The sequence below is a fragment of the Desulfobulbaceae bacterium DB1 genome, assembly GCA_001914235.1.
Taxonomy (GTDB): domain Bacteria; phylum Desulfobacterota; class Desulfobulbia; order Desulfobulbales; family SURF-16; genus DB1.
In genome coordinates, this window is record MQUF01000010.1 from 1 (window position 1) to 15,960 (window position 15,960).

A 15,960-nucleotide genomic window follows, 5' to 3' on the forward strand; every position below is an offset into this window, starting at 1 on the left:
GCAAAGCTGAGGCTGTCTTGGTTGACGCCAAGGAATATGAAAAAATAATAAATGCATTCAATCTGTTGAAGCTGTTGGCACCAGCAGAAGAAGATATCAAGGAAGCAGCAATTCCCGATCGCCATGTAACTATCTGATTTTATGATTATTTCTAAAATAGACCTTCGTAAACATTTTTGGTGCCGACAGGTGTCTTTTCTGACATTGGCGGCGGGGTATGCATGTATAACTATTTAAAATAACAAAGAAATTTTTTAAACTACGGCGCATTTTGTTATTGACAACCCACTGAAGGGGTGGTCGCGATTTTTCTATGTGATATCAATAAATTACATAGGAGATCGCCATGAAGCCGCGCAAAATTTACCGTATCGAAGCCGTCAGAAAACTGGCCGCCAAATCCAAAAGAACCGTGAGAAAACATCTTAATGCCGACGCCCTGATCCAACTGATGCGCGAGGATTTTCAGAAAATCCCCGACCATCGTGCCGGCAATGCAAAAATATCACTTGGTGATGCCTTGATGTCAGCTCTTGCCATGTTCCAGCTGAAAGATCCCTCTCTGCTTGCCTTTGACAAGCGGCGGCGCGAAGAGCCGGAAAATCTCCATACCATCTGGGGCATTGCCGATATTCCCTGCGACAGCCAGATGAGAGACATTCTCGACCCACTGGATCTCTCCTCGCTGCGTGCCCCTTTTCGCAGCGCGTTCCGGCAGCTGCAACGCGGCAAGGATTTTGAAAAGATGGCCTTTCTGGATGGCCATTACCTGCTCAGCGGTGACGGCACCGGCTTCTACTCCTCGGAGAAGGTGTCATCCGATTACTGCATGGGCAAGAAAAACAATAACGGCAGCATCCTGTATTACCAGCAGATGTTTGCCGCCGCCTTTGTGCACCCGGACCACAGGGAGGTCATTCCCGTCTTTCCGGAAATGATCACCAGAAAGGACGGAGCAAAGAAGAACGACAGCGAGCGAAATGCCGCTGGTCGATTCTTCGAAGAATTTCGCCGGGAGCATCCGCACCTGAAGGTGATCGTGGTGGAAGACGGGCTGAGCAGTAATGGCCCGCATATCCGGGACCTGACACGGCTTGATCTGCGTTACATTCTGGGCGCCAAACCGGGCGATCATCAGTTTCTCTTCAACCGCATGGACGAAGCGGTTGAGCTGGGCAAGGCGACGGAATTTCAATACACAGATCCGGATGAACCAGAAAAGATCCATTATTTCCGCTTCATCAATCAGGCACCGCTCAACCAGTCAAACCAGGATCTGCTGGTCAATTTCCTGGAATATTGGCAGGTTGATAAACATGGCAAAACCACCAAATTCAGCTGGGTAACCGATCTTCCCATCACCAGGGAAAATGTTGTTGCTATCATGCGTGGCGGCCGAGCCCGCTGGAAAATCGAAAATGAGACCTTTAATACCTTGAAAAACCAGGGTTATAATCTCGGTCACAACTATGGCCTTGGCGAAAAGAATCTCAGCGCTGTTTTCGCCATCCTGATGATGCTGGCCTTCCTGCTCGACCAGATTCAGCAGATGAGTTGCTGGCTCTTCCAGGAGGCATGGGCCAAGGCGGAATCAAAAAGATACCTGTGGGAGACTGTCCGCGGTTTTTTCCACAACTACCGGGTTGATTCCATGGAGACCATCCTGCGGTCCATAGCCCATGGATTCGAGCGGAGAGAATTGAAAGAGGCATGCGCAACGTAACGACGGATAGCAGTAGATTGTCAAGGAGCGGGCCGTGTCAAGCCATGGTTGGCAAGGCGGCTGGACTGGTACGTCCAAAAACTAAAAAAAATGGCCGGAAATCAGCATAAAACGGCTAAACTGAACCGATCATCGAAAAACGGCGACTCATCATGGCTCTTTTTACACAAACGTCGCGAAATTTTATCATCCAAAAGGGTAGCGATGCCCATAACGGGAATGGCTGTCAAGGAAGGGAGGTTCACTGAAGCTGAAGAATTTTTCCAGGGGTTTAAACGTGGCAAGGAAATATAAAGTCAACATGTCGTTGATTGCCCAAAAAGACCTGGAGCATATCTTTTTTTATATAGCAGAAGATGACATAAAAAATGCAAAAAATTTCATACTCGAATTAGAGGAGAAAATCTACAGTCTCGACACGATGCCAGAGCGTTTTGCCTTGATTTCAGAAAATGTTTTTTTTGATACAAATTACAGGCAAATCGTTCACAATAAATATCGTGTTATTTATAAAGTAAGCGGCGATTCTGTTTACATTTTGAGAGTCATTCATGCCGCGAAACTCCTCGATTTATAAAAGAAATTGCGCTAACCAGCGGCTTAGAAAACGGAAAAGGCCAAGGACACATGCATCGAGAAGATGAAACGCAAGATCGACTCCGCGGCAGGCCGGGCCATGTATGCCATGCAAAACATAATCAAAATTGAGTTCTTTCTTTAATGTGTAACTAAATGAAATTAATTCGTCATGTAAGCGGAGCTTTTGCCGGCGGGGCTTTGGGTGGTCTCCTGGACAGTTTTAATATATGGGCAATGGGGAAGGTCGGTATATCCGACATCATCGGCATTACCATGAAGCCTGAGTTTACCGCGCCATGGGCATACGAGCGCATGGTTTGGGGCGGGATATGGATGCTTCTTCTTCTCCTCCCTGTCATGAAAAATCGTCTTGTTCTGCGAGGAATGGTTGCCAGCCTCGCCCCCTCTGCAATGATGCTTTTTATGGTTCTTCCTTCGATGGGGAAGGGGATGTTCGGACTTGGTTTCGGCAACCTGATGCCGTTTGTCGTCGTGGGCCTTAATTTTATCTATGGAATTTTTGCATCATACTGGTATTCGCAAACAACAAAATAAACCGGCTGCCGCCTGGCTGCTGTTTTTGTTTGAATTGAACGGGGGACAGACCTCGGGTTTTAAGAATTTTGCGGATAAACCTGGTCCCAATTGCACAAAGCTTTTCGGGTCCGTTGACATATCTTGTTGATAATTTCTTTTACTTCCGGTAGGTTGTTCTCCGTTTTCCCGCCCCGATTCCATTTCGTTTGATTTCTTTGAAAAAGGATCAAACTTCGCAAAAAATATTATTGATAACAACATTGTGAAAAAAATATGAAACGTCTTGCCCTTTGTTTCCTTCTCCTGATTTTGTCCGCGCCCGTTGCCATGGCGGCCCGCACTCCCTTGAATGTTCTTTCCGCGGATCCGTATGTTTCGGCCCTGGTGATTGATGCGGACAGTGGAAAAACACTGTTTGAGGAAAATGCCGATGCCCCGGTTTATCCGGCCAGTGTTCTCAAATTGATGGATCTCTATGTTATCCTCGATCGTATCGAGCAGGGGGCGCTGAAGCTGGACGAAATGGTGCAAGTGACTCCGGAAGCCGCCAAAATCGGCGGGTCTCAGGTCTATCTTGATCCCAAGGAACAATTTTCGGTGGAAGACCTCATCTACGCCTTGATGGTCCAGTCAGCCAATGACGCAGCGGTTGCCCTGGCCGGTCATATCGCCGGTTCCAAGGAAGGGTTTGTCGCCTTGATGAATCAGAAGGCGCAGGAATTGGGGATGAAAAATTCTCGTTTTCACTCCGTGCATGGCCTGCCGCCTTCCGATGGGCAACAACCCGATGTCACCACTGCCCGCGATCTCGCCATTCTCTGCCGTGAGCTGGCGAAACGGCCCGAAGCCTTGAAGTACACCGGCACCCGGACCAAGGGGTTTCGCGAAGATAAATTCATTATGCATAACCACAATAAACTGTTGACCCGGGTTCCCGGTTGTGATGGTTTCAAAACAGGTTATTACGAAGCGGCCGGATTTTCCATTGCCGCCACTGCCGAGAAAGGCGGGGTGCGGATTATTACACTGGTCATGGGCAGCAAAGATCGCAAGGTGCGCGATGCCAAGGCAGCGGAATTACTGGGCAAGGGTTTCAGTCTCGTCCCGCCGCAAGCGGAACGGGCCCCGTCAGCTCCAAATCCCGCCGTCGCGCAACCACAGCAGACCGTTGCCGCTCCCATCGACAATTCGGTGCCGCCTGCCCCTGCCGCACCGACAGGAGTTGAAACCGCTGCCCAGCCGGAAGCGGTGATTCCGCCTTCGGCAAAGGAAAGCGGCAGCGACTGGAACAAATTTTTTATGGGCATGGGAAGCGGTTTTCTGCTTTTGCTCGTTTGTTTGGTTGGCGCCCGGGTTGTGAGAAAAAAACGTCCTGATACCGCAAGTTCCAAACACAAAAAACGGGACTGATCCGCGATGGTTCTGCGTGGGGGCATGCCGTCAAGGTCTCGTGTTGCAAGGGCGTTCTTTTTTCCTCGGGTTTCGTGAGAAAATTTAAAAAAATTTACATTGAGATTACAAATCGCTGTAATCTCGCCTGCAGTTTCTGTCATCAAAGTAAACGGCCCAAGGCCTGGATGAGTGCTGCCGCCTTTGCCGGGATTGTTGAACAGGTCAAACCCTTCACGGGCTATCTTGCCCTGCATGTGCTGGGGGAGCCTTTGCTGCACCCGGACCTTGACCGGCTGCTCGCGGACTGCCGGAGGCACGGTCTGGCGGTTAACCTGACCACCAACGGCACCCTCTTGCCCCAACGTCAGGCACTTCTGTTGGACAGTCCGGCCCTGCGTCAGGTCAATATCTCGCTGCACAGCGTCACTGCGGTGAAAACAGGGGATGATCTCTCGGATTACCTGGACGGCATTTTCACCTTCATCAGCCGGGCAGGCACCGCCGGCTCACCTTATATCAGCCTGCGGCTGTGGAATTTACACGGCCCGGACAGCTCCACAACCTCTCTGCAGAACAAAGCGATTTTGAGAAAAATTGAAGACTTTTTTGCCTTGCCGGTAAAACTTGCCGATGCCCTGACTCCCGGCCAAGGCATTTCTTTGGCCCCGAAAGTTTTTTTGAGTCAGAACCCGCGTTTCACCTGGCCGCACGCCCCGGCTCCGGAACTGAGTTCCGAAGGGTTCTGCCGAGGTTTGCGCGACCATGTGGCCATTCTGGTGGACGGGACCGTCGTGCCGTGCTGCCTGGATGCCGAAGCTGACATCCGCCTGGGCAACATCCATGATCAATCTTTCGGGGAAATCCTGTCCGGCTCCAGGGCCACGGCATTGTATGACGGCTTTTCCCGGCGCAGGCTGGTGGAAGCACTTTGCCGACGTTGCAGTTTCCGGCAGGGTTTTTGATGGCTGTTCTTCCGGCACCGCTGAAACGGTGTTGAGAAAATGATCAACTTCGGCAGATGCTGAGTTTTTTGTGCGGAAAGAGGCAGACTTTCTCTTTAAGAAAAAATTGTATGAATCGGGCAATGGTTTGTCAACGCGGGCGGAAAGGGAGCGGCGCGTGATAAGGAAAGGCTGATTTTGTCTTAATTTATTTTTACTTCCCTGTTCCGCGATGATATTATTTTTACAGGCTGCGACAGGCCGTAAACTTATTCCACCCACGACGCCATGTTGTTTCACTCCTTGCGAACATATTGAAATAAACCGAATGAAATCCTCTGTCGGTCGGTATGGTTGAAAAAACTGGGGAATTCCCTTTTTCTTTGCCTTTATCCATTGGATAAACCCGTTTTGGGCGATATCAGCGAGTATGGTATGGTTATCAGAAACAACGTTTTCTTGTTCTTGCTGAAATCTTTTGTTGCCGCGCTCGCGCTGTTCCTCCTTGTTTTTATTCATCCTGCCTTTGCTGCTGAAATTCCGCACGATCAAGAAGCAATCTCCCCGCAAATAGAGATGGCGGCCATTGAGGAAAGCAATGGCGGTCAAGGTGGTAACCGTCCGCCCCTTCGCGAGATTCGTGTCAGTTTGTACGAAAACAAACCAAAAATTTTTACAGGAGAAAATGGGCGGGCCTCAGGTATTTTCGTCGGCATTCTCGATGAGGTTGCGCGCCGGGAGAATTGGCAGGTGACCTATGTGCCCTGTGAATGGTCCGATTGCCTTGCCCAACTTGAAACAGGCCGCATCGACTTGATGCCTGATATGGCATTTTCTCCGGAACGGGACAGGCAATTTGATTTTCATCACGAGAAGGTTCTTGAAAGCTGGTCGCAGGTTTATGTCACCAGCACAAAGCCGGCCAGGAACTGGTTCGACTTGGACGGACGTCGTGTCGCCCTGCTGAAAGATTCGATTCAGCAAACCGTCTTAGGGCAAATGATAAAGGGGCATGGTCTGAAAATTTCCATTATTGAGGCTGATTCCTACGAAGAAGCCTTTGACCTTGCCGCCAAAGGCGCGGTCGATGCGGTTGTTGCCAACCATTTTTTCGGAAATTATTATTATCAGGAGTACGGGCTGGAAAGGACGGCGATCGTTTTCAACCCGGTTTTCTTGTACTTCGCAACCGCACAAGGCGCCAACACTGATCTGTTGGCAGCTATTGATCGCAATTTGCGGGCAATGAAATCAGAAACCGGCTCTGTCTATTACAAGGAGCTGGCGCGTTGGATGGAAAGGCCGGCAAAGGTTGTTGCGCCGCGGTATCTTGTGTGGCTTATCGGCGGCACGGTCGGGGCGCTTGCCGTTGCGTTCGCGCTGATTCTTCTGCTTCGGGTGCAGGTCGGGAAAAGGACAAGGGATCTGGTCCAGGCCAATGAGACGTTGCGCGAAAGCGAAGAGAAGTTTCGCTGCCTTTTTCAGAACCATCCGGCCGTTAAACTTATTATCGATCCGGATAACGGCAACATTGTTGAAGCCAATGAAGCGGCAAGTATATTTTACGGCTGGTCGATTGCCGAGCTGCGACGGATGCGAATCCAGGACATCAACATCCTTTCGGCCGAGCAAATCGAAGCGGAAATGGCAAAGGCCAAATCCGAACAACGCATTCACTTCGAGTTTCGCCATCGGCTGGCTGACGGCGCCATCAAAGACGTTGAGGTGTTCAGCGGCAGAATTGACATTAAAAGGAAGGCGTTGCTCCATTCGATTATCCACGATATCACCGAGCATCGTAAAGTGGCGGAGCAATACCGTCAGGCCCAGAAGATGGAGGCCGTGGGGCGACTGGCCGGCGGGGTGGCCCATGATTACAACAATATCCTCAGCGTTATCATCGGCTACACGGAACTGGCCCTGAACAGGGTCGGAACAGAAGACCCGCTGCATGAAGACCTGACGCAAATCTACGCCGCGGCCATACGTTCCAGGGACATTACCCGGCAACTGCTGGCCTTTGCCCGCAAAGAGACAATTGTGCCGGTGGTGCTCGATCTGAATCTTACGGTGGAAAGCCTGTTGACGGTTCTGCGGCGGCTCATCAGGGAAGACATCGAGCTGGTCTGGAGGCCGGGAAACAGCCTGTGGCCGGTTTTGATGGACCCTTCGCAACTCGATCAGATCCTTGCCAACCTGTGCGTCAATGCCCGTGACGCCATCGACGATGTGGGGAAAATCACCATAGAAACGGGCATGGTGACCTTTGATGAGGCATATTGTTCCGAACATGCGGGGTTTGTGCCCGGTGATTTCGTGTTGCTGTCCGTAAGTGACGACGGCTGCGGCATGGATCATCAGATTGTGGAGAAGATATTCGAGCCGTTTTTCACCACCAAAGGCGCAGGTCAAGGCACCGGCCTGGGATTGGCAACGGTCTACGGCATCGTGAAGCAGAACAACGGGTTTGTCAACGTTTACAGTGAACCGGGAGAAGGCACCACCTTCAAGATTTATCTGCCCGGTCATGTCGGGAAAATCGCCGAAAAACGTAAACAGGGCGACGAGTTACCCGCAAAGGGGAACGGAGAAACAGTGCTGGTTGTCGAGGACGATATCGCGATCCTCGAACTGGTCGAGCGAATCCTCATCAATCTCAACTACAGGGTTTTGACGTCAACAAAATCTTCCGCCGCACTGTGCCTGGCCGAGGCGCATGCAAACGAGATATCCCTGCTGCTCACTGATGTGGTAATGCCGGAGATGAATGGCCGGGAACTGGCCGAAAAGGTAACGTCCCTTTGTCCGGGGATCAGGTGTTTGTTTATGTCCGGATATACCGCTGACGTCATCGCCCACCGGGGCGTGCTCGACAAAGGCTTTCATTTCATCCAGAAACCTTTTTCGGCCAAGGATCTGGCCGACAAGGTCAGGGCTGCCCTGGGCGGAAATGGGGAAATGGCATGAGTGGGCACCAGCGTAAACCATGCAGTCGAACGGGCGAAAATTCATGCTTCCATCAGGAACGATTGCACCCATGTTTACGAAAATCCTTATAGCAAATCGTGGAGAAATCGCGGTACGGATCATGCGCACCTGCCGGGAGATGGGTATTGCCACGGTGGCCGTTTTTTCCGAGGCTGACCGAAAAGCCCTGCATGTGCGTTATGCCGACGAGGCCTATTGCGTTGGTCCTCCTCCTGCCATTGAAAGCTATCTGGACAGTGAGGCGATTCTTGCCGTCTGCCGGAAAACCAAGGCCCAGGCCGTACATCCGGGTTACGGTTTTTTGTCGGAAAACCGGGATTTTGCCTGCAAATGCCGGGACGCGGGCCTTGTCTTTATCGGGCCTGAACCGGATGTGATCGAGCAGATGGGCAATAAGACCGTGGCGCGCAGGACCATGATTGCCCATGGCGTGCCGGTGATACCGGGAACGACCCGAGAGCTGGAGAATGTTGACGAGGTGTTTGCCGTGTGCCGGGAAATCGGATATCCCGTTATGCTGAAGGCGGCGGCAGGGGGAGGCGGGAAAGGGATGCGGATCGTCCGGCAGCCGGAAGAACTGCGGGACGCATTTCATGCCGTGCGGCGTGAGGCGCATGGGGCGTTTGCCGATACCCGCATTCTGGCGGAAAAATATTTTCCCGTATCCCGTCATATCGAGGTGCAGATTCTGGCCGATGCCTACGGCAATGTCGTGCATCTCTTTGAGCGGGAATGTTCCATCCAGCGCCGTTATCAGAAGGTCATTGAAGAATGCCCGTCCGTTTTTGTCGATGACGAGCTGCGCGCGAGGTTGACCGCCGCCGCGGTGCGGGCCGTCCGGGCAGTGGGGTATACCGGCGCCGGCACGGTGGAGTTTCTCGTCGACGAAGGGAAAAACTTTTATTTCCTGGAAATGAATACCCGCATTCAGGTGGAACATTCGGTGACGGAGCTTGTGACCGGAACCGATGTGGTCAGAGAGCAGCTGCGCGCTGCTGCCGGGCTGCCCCTCAGTATCGGCCAGGCGGAGGTGGTGAGGCGCGGGGCTGCCGTTGAATGCCGTATTTATGCGGAAGATCCGCGCAATAACTACATGCCGGCGCCGGGTCGGCTGCAAAAGGTGGTGCTGCCGGAAGGCCCCGGGGTACGGGTGGACAGCGGCGTCTATGAAGGATGGGAGGTGTCGCTCCATTACGACCCCATGATTGCCAAAATCTCCGTCTGGGGCAGGACAAGGGAAGAGGCCCGGCTCAGGATGCTGCGCGCCCTGGGCGAAAGTGTTTTTTGCGGGGTAAAAACCAATCTTGAGCTGCATCGACATGTGCTGACCGATGAACATTTCATTCGCGGCGAGATGGACACCCGTTTTCTGGATGATTATTTCGTCGACAAAGCGGAAGGATCTCATCAGGACCATGATCTGGCAATTATCGGGGCGATCTGCGACAGCCTGGCTTCTTCCGGCGGCAGGCAAATGGACGGGAGTTCATCCTTGCCCGAGAGCGGCATGTGGCGGATGGCCGGCAAGTATCAGTTCTGGTCAACCCGCTTTTAAGGGGGGCGGGGAGTGGATGGTCTTCGATGCGGCCGGGCGGGGTATCAACTTGCCGGCGGCTCATTTGTCGGAAGCCCCTGCCGTATTTTTGCAACGTGTCACATTTTTTGTATATTTCGTTGGTTCTTCGGCAACATGTGAGGCAGGCGGCTGAATAAAATGGAACACCGCGTCAGGGTCGAAAACAGCACATATCGGGTTGAATATGAGAAAGGTTCGGGAAAAATGAGCATTTCCGTGGACGGACGACTTTATCTTGTTGATTTTGCTGCTGTTTCCGGAGGTTTTTATTCGGTTTTCGTCAATGATCAGGCCCATGACTTGTTTGTCTGCCGTCAGGATGATCGTTATGAGGTGATCGTTCACGGCAGACCATATCCGGTTGATTTTTTTGATCCCCGCTCCAGGCGTGTCGAAGATGCAACGCAAGGTTCGACCGCGGGGACCAGGCAGATTATCCGCGCACCCATGGCCGGTCGTATCGTCCGCATTCAGATGGCGGTGGGGGACATGGTGCGGGACGGCGAAGGGCTAATCGTGCTTGAGGCGATGAAAATGGAAAATGAGTTGAAATCCCAGGCAATAGGACGGGTCAAGGAGATTTCCGTCAAGGAAAATGACGTGGTGGCCCCGGGTCGGCAGTTGATGATCATTGAATGAATTGCCGCGGTATCATTCGCTGAAATGCTGGACCTGATAGGTCTGGACCGTAAGTTTTCCCGTTTTCCATGTGTCGGCTCGCAGCCCGGCCTTGAGGCAGAGGCGGCCGAGAAAATCCTCGGTCCGGGGAAGCTGATCCCAGACCTGGGGCAGAAAGGTCGCCCCGGCTGATCCGTGCTGGAGGATGACGCCGTCAATGCCTGGACGGAGCCGGGCAATGAGCTCGTCACCATTTTCATGGACAAGGGGTTCGGCATCGGTCAGGATGCTGATTTCGATATCCACCTTGCTGAACTCATCGCTCTTCACGGGAGGAAACCGGGGGTCGTTGAAGGCGGCATTGACGGCGTTATGCCGGATGCTGTCGGCAAGACTTTCATAGGCGGAAAGGGTTCCCATGCAGCCGCGCAGCTCGCCTGCTTTGTGCAGGGTGACGAAAGTGGCCCGCTGCCGCAGGAAAATTTTTTCCGAGAGTTTTTCCTCGATCTTATTTTGCTCATCCGCGTCAGCCTTGATGCCAAGTTGCAGGGCAATGGTCAGGCGGGCAAGCCTGACGAGAATGCCGCCCTGTTCCTCGGTGAGTAAAAAATCACGCTCGGTCCGGTTTCCCATTCTTGTCTTTCTCCCCGTGTCCGGTCTTGCAGCGTGCCGGTTCCCCGGCGCGGTCACCTGCAAGACTGACCCTTTTTTCTGCTGGATAAGTGAAAATCGTTGCCGATTATTCAACTTTACGGTTGCAGGGCGATTTTTTCAAGCAGTTTAAGCACGTCATCCCGCTGATTTTTGGGCTGGTTCAGCATGATGACAAAGGGTTTCCTGATTGTTCCGGCGGAAAAAAAACCGGCGTAGCAGTAAACCCCGGTCAGGGTGCCTGATTTGAGCAGGATGCCCTCTTTGTCCGGCAAAAGACGGCTATAGGGCTCAAAGGCGCGGAGGATTTTCAGCATGGCGGCCGGGGTCAGCAGGTTGCGGCGGGAAAGTCCCGAGCCCTCCACCATGACGATGTCGGTTTCCGTGAATCCGAGGCCGTTAAGGAAACGATTAAAGGCGGACCGGCTTTTGCCCCAGGTTGCCGGGTAGCCTTCGCGGGCAACACCGCAGGCAAGATAGAGCTGGTTGGCGACAAAATTGTTGGAATAGAGCATCAGGCCGCTTATGACCTGTTCCAGGCTGCGGTTCGAGGGATGGCGATAAAGCAGTTTGACCGCTGCCGGCACGCTTTTGGCGGCGATAATGCCGTTGCCTGCCAGTCCCTGCTTTTTCTGCATTGCCCGGAAGAGCTCCCCGGTATGGATGAGGATGTCTTCCGTATTGTTGGTCAGGTTTATCCGGTGCGTGCCCGGCGGAAGTTTTTTTCCCAGCCGTTTCATGATGGGCAGCGTTGGTGTCTGCGCCTCGGCCGCGACAACAGCGCCGTTTTTTGATTTTTTCAGGTGCAGGGTGTTGAAATTTGCCGCCAGGGCGCTGTTTGCCGCGTCATAGGGATTCAGGCTGTTTTCCCTGCCGTCGACCTCGTTTTCAAGTTGAAAGGCATTGGCATCAAGGAAGATATTATTGATTTCTTGCGCGCCGAGGGCTTTCAGCTTGCTGAAAATGATCGTTGGACGAAGCCGCTACGCGGCAGACGAGTCACGAGCGAGCTTGTTTATCCATCATTAACATGTTGTAATCTCACGGCATACGGTAATAAGTAGAGAGTGGCGGAGCAAAGGCGAGGCCGCCGCATCAACTATTACCAAGGAGGTTACAATGAACACCACCATGCCACAAGATTCCCTCTTCAACAAGCAGTATCAGAAACACCTGAAATGCCTCAAACTGGGCGGTCTGCAGCCCAAGACCATCGACGCCTACGCCAGGGCGATCCGGCGTATCGGCAACTATTTCGATTGCAGGATTGACAACCTCAACTCCGGCCAGTTGCTCGACTATTTCACGGAACTCCTGGACACGCATTCCTGGAGCGCGGTCAAGCTCGACCTCTACGGCCTGAAGTTCTTCTATTCCGGGGTACTGAACAAACCCTGGGAAGATATCCCCCTGATCAAGCCTCCCAAGACATCCAGAATCCCTGACATCCTGTCCGTCGAGCAGACGGAGCAACTATTTGCCGCAACCAAAACCTTGAGCTACAAGGTCTTCTTTTTTACCTGCTACAGCATGGGCCTGCGCCTTGGCGAAGGCATTCGACTCACAGTCGGCGACATCGACGCAGGCAACATGCGGGTCCATATTCGTGATGCCAAGGGTAACAAGGACCGGCTGGTGCCGCTGCCAGACAAGACCTTGCGGGTGCTGCGGGAGTTCTGGGCCATGCACAAGCATCCCCGGTTCCTCTTCCCCAGCAGGAAAAGAGGTCTGAAAAATGCCCACCTGGTTGATTTGCCCCTGGACAGGGGCGGCATTCAAACCACCATGCAGACCGTTGTCCGGCAACTCGGCATAAAAAAAAATCTCATGCCACTCCCTGCGTCACAGCTATGCCACCCACATGCTGGAGGCCGGGGTTGATCTGCTTGAGCTGCAGCAGATCCTTGGCCATGTCAGCATCCTGACCACCGCCAGATACACCCACCTGACCTCCACCACGGCCAACAATGCGAGACTGGCCGTCAATTCCCTGGTCAACTCCCTGGACATCAGATGGGGAGGGCGTAAATAATGCTGCTCTCCACGATCATCAACAAGTTCAGGGACAGCTTCTTCCGCACCTACAACAAAAATCTCCTGTCAGGCCACATCAAGGCTCTGGAGTCCATGGCCCGATGCAGATACGAGCATGGACCGCACATGCTGGCCCGTTGTTCGGACCACCGGTGCGGCGAACGGATCTATATTCCCCATTCCTGCGGCCACAGAAACTGCCCCCATTGCCAGAACCATGAGAGCCGGCAGTGGCTGGAAAGCCAGCTTGACAAACGACTGCCGTGTCAATACTACCTGATCACCTTCACGCTGCCCGGGCAGATGCGGGATCTGGCGTGGAAACACCAGAAAACCGTTTACGCCCTGATGTTCAGGGCAGTACAGGACCTCCTGAAATCCTTCACCAATAACGACAAAAAACTCGGCGGATCAGCGGGATTCACCGCCATCCTCCACACCCATTCCAGAACCCTGGACTATCATCCGCACATCCACGTTGTCATGCCCGGAGCAAGCATCAACCCGCAAACCGGGCTGTGGAAGGAAAAATCCGGGAAATATCTCTTCAGCCACAAGGCCATGGCCAAGGTCTTTCGGGCGAAGCTGCTCCAGACCCTGGTCGAAAACAAGCTGCCGGTTCCCCATGATTGCCCCGATCAGTGGGTGGTTGACTGCAAGGACGCGGGCAACGGCGAGAAGGCCCTTATCTATCTTGGCCGTTATCTGTACCGGGGTGTTATCCGGGAAAAAGACATCCTGCACTGCCGGGACGGCATGGTCACCTTCCGGTATCGCCATGCCAAAAGCGGAGAAGACCGGACCCGAACCGTCAAGGGCGAGTACTTCCTCTACCTGCTTATGCTCCATGTGCTGCCCCGAGGGTTTCGACGGGCAAGGTCGTATGGTTTTCTCCATGCATGCAGCAAAAAGCTGCTCCGCTTCCTGCAGCTGGTGCTGCGGGTCGCGCCATGGCGCGCCCTTGTCCGCAACCTGAAGCAACGGCCGGCTATCATCTGCCCGGCCTGCGGGGCCGCCATGGTGATCGCCGCGACAATGATCGCCCGGCCACCGGCCATGGCCGCTCCGTTACGGCAATAGACGAGCCGGAGGCATCGGGTATGTAAACGAAAGCCGTGAACTTGCCGAGGACACAAGCCGGATTGCACCGGGACGGGACTCCTGCGCCCGAAAAACGCCGGAAATCAGCGTAAAGCAGCATGATACAGCACCAAAATCCTTTTCAAAGAACATTGCGGGGGCCACTCCCGTCTTCCTTCGCCTGATCCGATCCCTCCGGAACCCAAAAGCTCTTTTCTATATACGTCCACCGGGCTTGTCCAACCACCGGTTCAGATTGTGGCTCGCTGCGCTTGCACAATCTAACCTTGTTCGTTGGCGAATTTCAAACTAACCGTTCAACCAACGAAGAGATTGCCCGCGTCCTGAACATAAGCATGAGAAAAATTGACAGGGTCAAGAAACGGTTCGTCGAAGAAGGGTTTGATTTTGCCCTTGAGAAGAGGAAAGGAGATCGTGTTTACATCAAAAAAGCAGACGGGGATTTTGAGGCGCATTTGGTTGCACTGAGCTGCAGTAGTCCGCCAGAAGGTTTTTCCAGGTGGTCTTTGCGGTTGCTGGCGGACAAAGCAGTCGAGCTCAATTATATTGAGAATATCTCCCATGAGGCTGTTCGGCGCATTTTAAAAAAAACGAACTCAAGCCTTGGCGGCAAAAAGGATGGGTGATTCCACCGGAACACAATGGCAGTTTTGTCGCAAACATGGAAAAGGTGCTGGATGTTTACAGGCGGCCACTTGATCCTCTCCATCCTGTTGTCTGTATGGACGAATCTCCAAAGCAGTTGATCGGGGAGACAAGGTGCCCAATTCCAGCATCACCCGGTCAGCCGGCAAGGCACGATTATGAATACTGCCGCCGGGGTGTATGCAATATTTTTCTTGCTTGCGAGCCGCTGGCGGGAAAGCGCATGGTGACAATCACCGAAAGGAAAACCAAACCGGACTGGGCGCTTTTCCTGGAAGAGATTGCCAGCCAATACAACAATGCTGAAAAAATAACGCTGGTGATGGACAATTTGAATACGCACGAACCCGGCTCCCTGTATGAAACGTTCGCGCCGGAAAAGGCAAAAGCATTATGGGATCGCTTTGAATTTGTTTATACCCCGAAACACGGGAGCTGGCTGAATATGGCAGAAATAGAGTTGAACGTGCTCACTGGCCAATGTCTGGACAGAAGGATTGACGATATCGAGGTCGTCAGGAAAGAAGTGCGGGCATGGCAAGAAACGCGAAACAATAGAGACGCTAAAGTAAATTGGCAGTTTACCGCCAAGGATGCACGGATAAAGCTGGCACGTCTCTACCCGACACTTAATAGTTGACGAGACACTACGCGTCACCCTGCTTCTATTAATCGAATTAAAGAATTTTGAAATATCAAGATGTGTGAAGAAACGATTCGGTTTGTGAGTATACAGGGCTGCCACATGACCTCCAGGCAGCAAGTGAAAATAATAACAAGGTGGCGACCATTTCTTTTCTATTGCCGCTTTGACCTCTTTCCCAAGCTTCACAGACTCTTTCGAGGGTTTAAAAATCCACAGGTCTGGCTTCAGTTCGTATTTTTCTATCCATAGAGGGTAAGAGAGGGGAGGCATGCATGTTTCTCGGTATTATCAAGTAGAATGAAACCAAGTCCGAAAGTTTCATTACTATTTCAACCACCTTTAGCCCATAATAGAGCAGCTTCGCGACGGCTGAACCAGTCTTAATCGACTCTCGGACTAGGTGGTGATAATTATGTTTCTTCATAATTACACCTCCACTGTTTGTACCCAGCTCACCTAGTACATTGTATATGTTAAAGTTTCGGATAAAGCCGTTTTAGTTTTATTCGCGCATCATCTGTTCTAAACT

At 52.6% G+C, this 15,960-nt stretch carries 16 protein-coding genes and 2 pseudogenes; 15 read left to right on the forward strand and 3 right to left on the reverse strand.

Annotation, left to right across the window (positions count from 1 at the left end):
- Positions 1–346: 346 nt before the first annotated feature.
- The 10 genes and pseudogenes from BM485_10530 (at position 347) to BM485_10575 (ending at position 10,375) form a co-directional block, all read left to right on the forward strand.
- Entirely contained in the window at positions 347–1,723 is a 1,377-nt protein-coding gene (locus BM485_10530) for a transposase (protein ID OKY75024.1), read from the forward strand.
- A 48-nt stretch (positions 1,724–1,771) separates the two neighbouring features.
- Positions 1,772–2,017, forward strand: a complete 246-nt coding sequence (locus tag BM485_10535; protein ID OKY75025.1) for a hypothetical protein — start codon at positions 1,772–1,774, stop codon at positions 2,015–2,017.
- 7 nt (positions 2,018–2,024) lie between these two features.
- Positions 2,025–2,300, forward strand: a complete 276-nt coding sequence (locus BM485_10540) for a hypothetical protein (protein ID OKY75026.1) — start codon at positions 2,025–2,027, stop codon at positions 2,298–2,300.
- A 155-nt stretch (positions 2,301–2,455) separates the two neighbouring features.
- Positions 2,456–2,857, forward strand: coding sequence for a hypothetical protein (locus tag BM485_10545; GenBank protein OKY75027.1), 402 nt, complete (start codon positions 2,456–2,458; stop codon positions 2,855–2,857).
- A 255-nt stretch (positions 2,858–3,112) separates the two neighbouring features.
- Entirely contained in the window at positions 3,113–4,249 is a 1,137-nt protein-coding gene (locus BM485_10550) for a D-alanyl-D-alanine carboxypeptidase (GenBank protein ID OKY75028.1), read from the forward strand.
- A 74-nt stretch (positions 4,250–4,323) separates the two neighbouring features.
- Entirely contained in the window at positions 4,324–5,193 is an 870-nt protein-coding gene (locus BM485_10555; GenBank protein ID OKY75029.1) for a hypothetical protein, read from the forward strand.
- A gap of 648 nt (positions 5,194–5,841) precedes the next feature.
- Positions 5,842–6,429, forward strand: a pseudogene (locus BM485_10560) (hypothetical protein).
- 189 nt (positions 6,430–6,618) lie between these two features.
- On the forward strand, positions 6,619–8,139 hold the full coding sequence (locus tag BM485_10565; GenBank protein OKY75039.1) for a hypothetical protein: 1,521 nt from the start codon (positions 6,619–6,621) through the stop codon (positions 8,137–8,139).
- A gap of 70 nt (positions 8,140–8,209) precedes the next feature.
- Positions 8,210–9,715, forward strand: coding sequence for a hypothetical protein (locus BM485_10570; GenBank protein OKY75030.1), 1,506 nt, complete (start codon positions 8,210–8,212; stop codon positions 9,713–9,715).
- A 159-nt stretch (positions 9,716–9,874) separates the two neighbouring features.
- Positions 9,875–10,375: a hypothetical protein gene (locus BM485_10575; GenBank protein ID OKY75031.1), complete on the forward strand. Its 501-nt coding sequence runs from the start codon at positions 9,875–9,877 to the stop codon at positions 10,373–10,375.
- Between the two features lie 12 nt (positions 10,376–10,387).
- Here BM485_10575 and BM485_10580 read toward each other — a convergent pair whose 3' ends face one another.
- A complete protein-coding gene (locus BM485_10580) occupies positions 10,388–10,987 on the reverse strand; it encodes a hypothetical protein (protein OKY75032.1) in 600 nt (199 codons plus the stop codon).
- Between the two features lie 116 nt (positions 10,988–11,103).
- Positions 11,104–11,745: a hypothetical protein gene (locus BM485_10585; protein OKY75033.1), complete on the reverse strand. Its 642-nt coding sequence runs from the start codon at positions 11,743–11,745 to the stop codon at positions 11,104–11,106.
- A 379-nt stretch (positions 11,746–12,124) separates the two neighbouring features.
- Here BM485_10585 and BM485_10590 point away from each other — a divergent pair, with 379 nt between their 5' ends.
- From BM485_10590 to BM485_10610, 5 genes and pseudogenes are all read left to right on the forward strand, one after another.
- Positions 12,125–12,886, forward strand: a complete 762-nt coding sequence (locus BM485_10590; GenBank protein OKY75034.1) for a recombinase — start codon at positions 12,125–12,127, stop codon at positions 12,884–12,886.
- Entirely contained in the window at positions 12,867–13,037 is a 171-nt protein-coding gene (locus BM485_10595) for a hypothetical protein (protein OKY75035.1), read from the forward strand. The genes BM485_10590 and BM485_10595 overlap by 20 nt, the downstream gene beginning before the upstream one ends.
- Entirely contained in the window at positions 13,037–14,119 is a 1,083-nt protein-coding gene (locus tag BM485_10600; GenBank protein OKY75036.1) for an IS91 family transposase, read from the forward strand. Before BM485_10595 ends, BM485_10600 begins: the two co-directional genes overlap by 1 nt.
- Before the next feature lie 311 nt (positions 14,120–14,430).
- Positions 14,431–14,766 (forward strand): annotated as a pseudogene (locus BM485_10605) (IS630 family transposase).
- A gap of 35 nt (positions 14,767–14,801) precedes the next feature.
- Positions 14,802–15,425 carry an IS630 family transposase gene (locus BM485_10610; GenBank protein OKY75037.1) on the forward strand — a complete coding sequence of 208 codons (624 nt, stop codon included), beginning with the start codon at positions 14,802–14,804 and terminating at the stop codon, positions 15,423–15,425.
- 208 nt (positions 15,426–15,633) lie between these two features.
- Here BM485_10610 and BM485_10615 read toward each other — a convergent pair whose 3' ends face one another.
- Positions 15,634–15,855 carry a hypothetical protein gene (locus tag BM485_10615; protein ID OKY75038.1) on the reverse strand — a complete coding sequence of 74 codons (222 nt, stop codon included), beginning with the start codon at positions 15,853–15,855 and terminating at the stop codon, positions 15,634–15,636.
- Between the last annotated feature and the right edge of the window lie 105 nt (positions 15,856–15,960).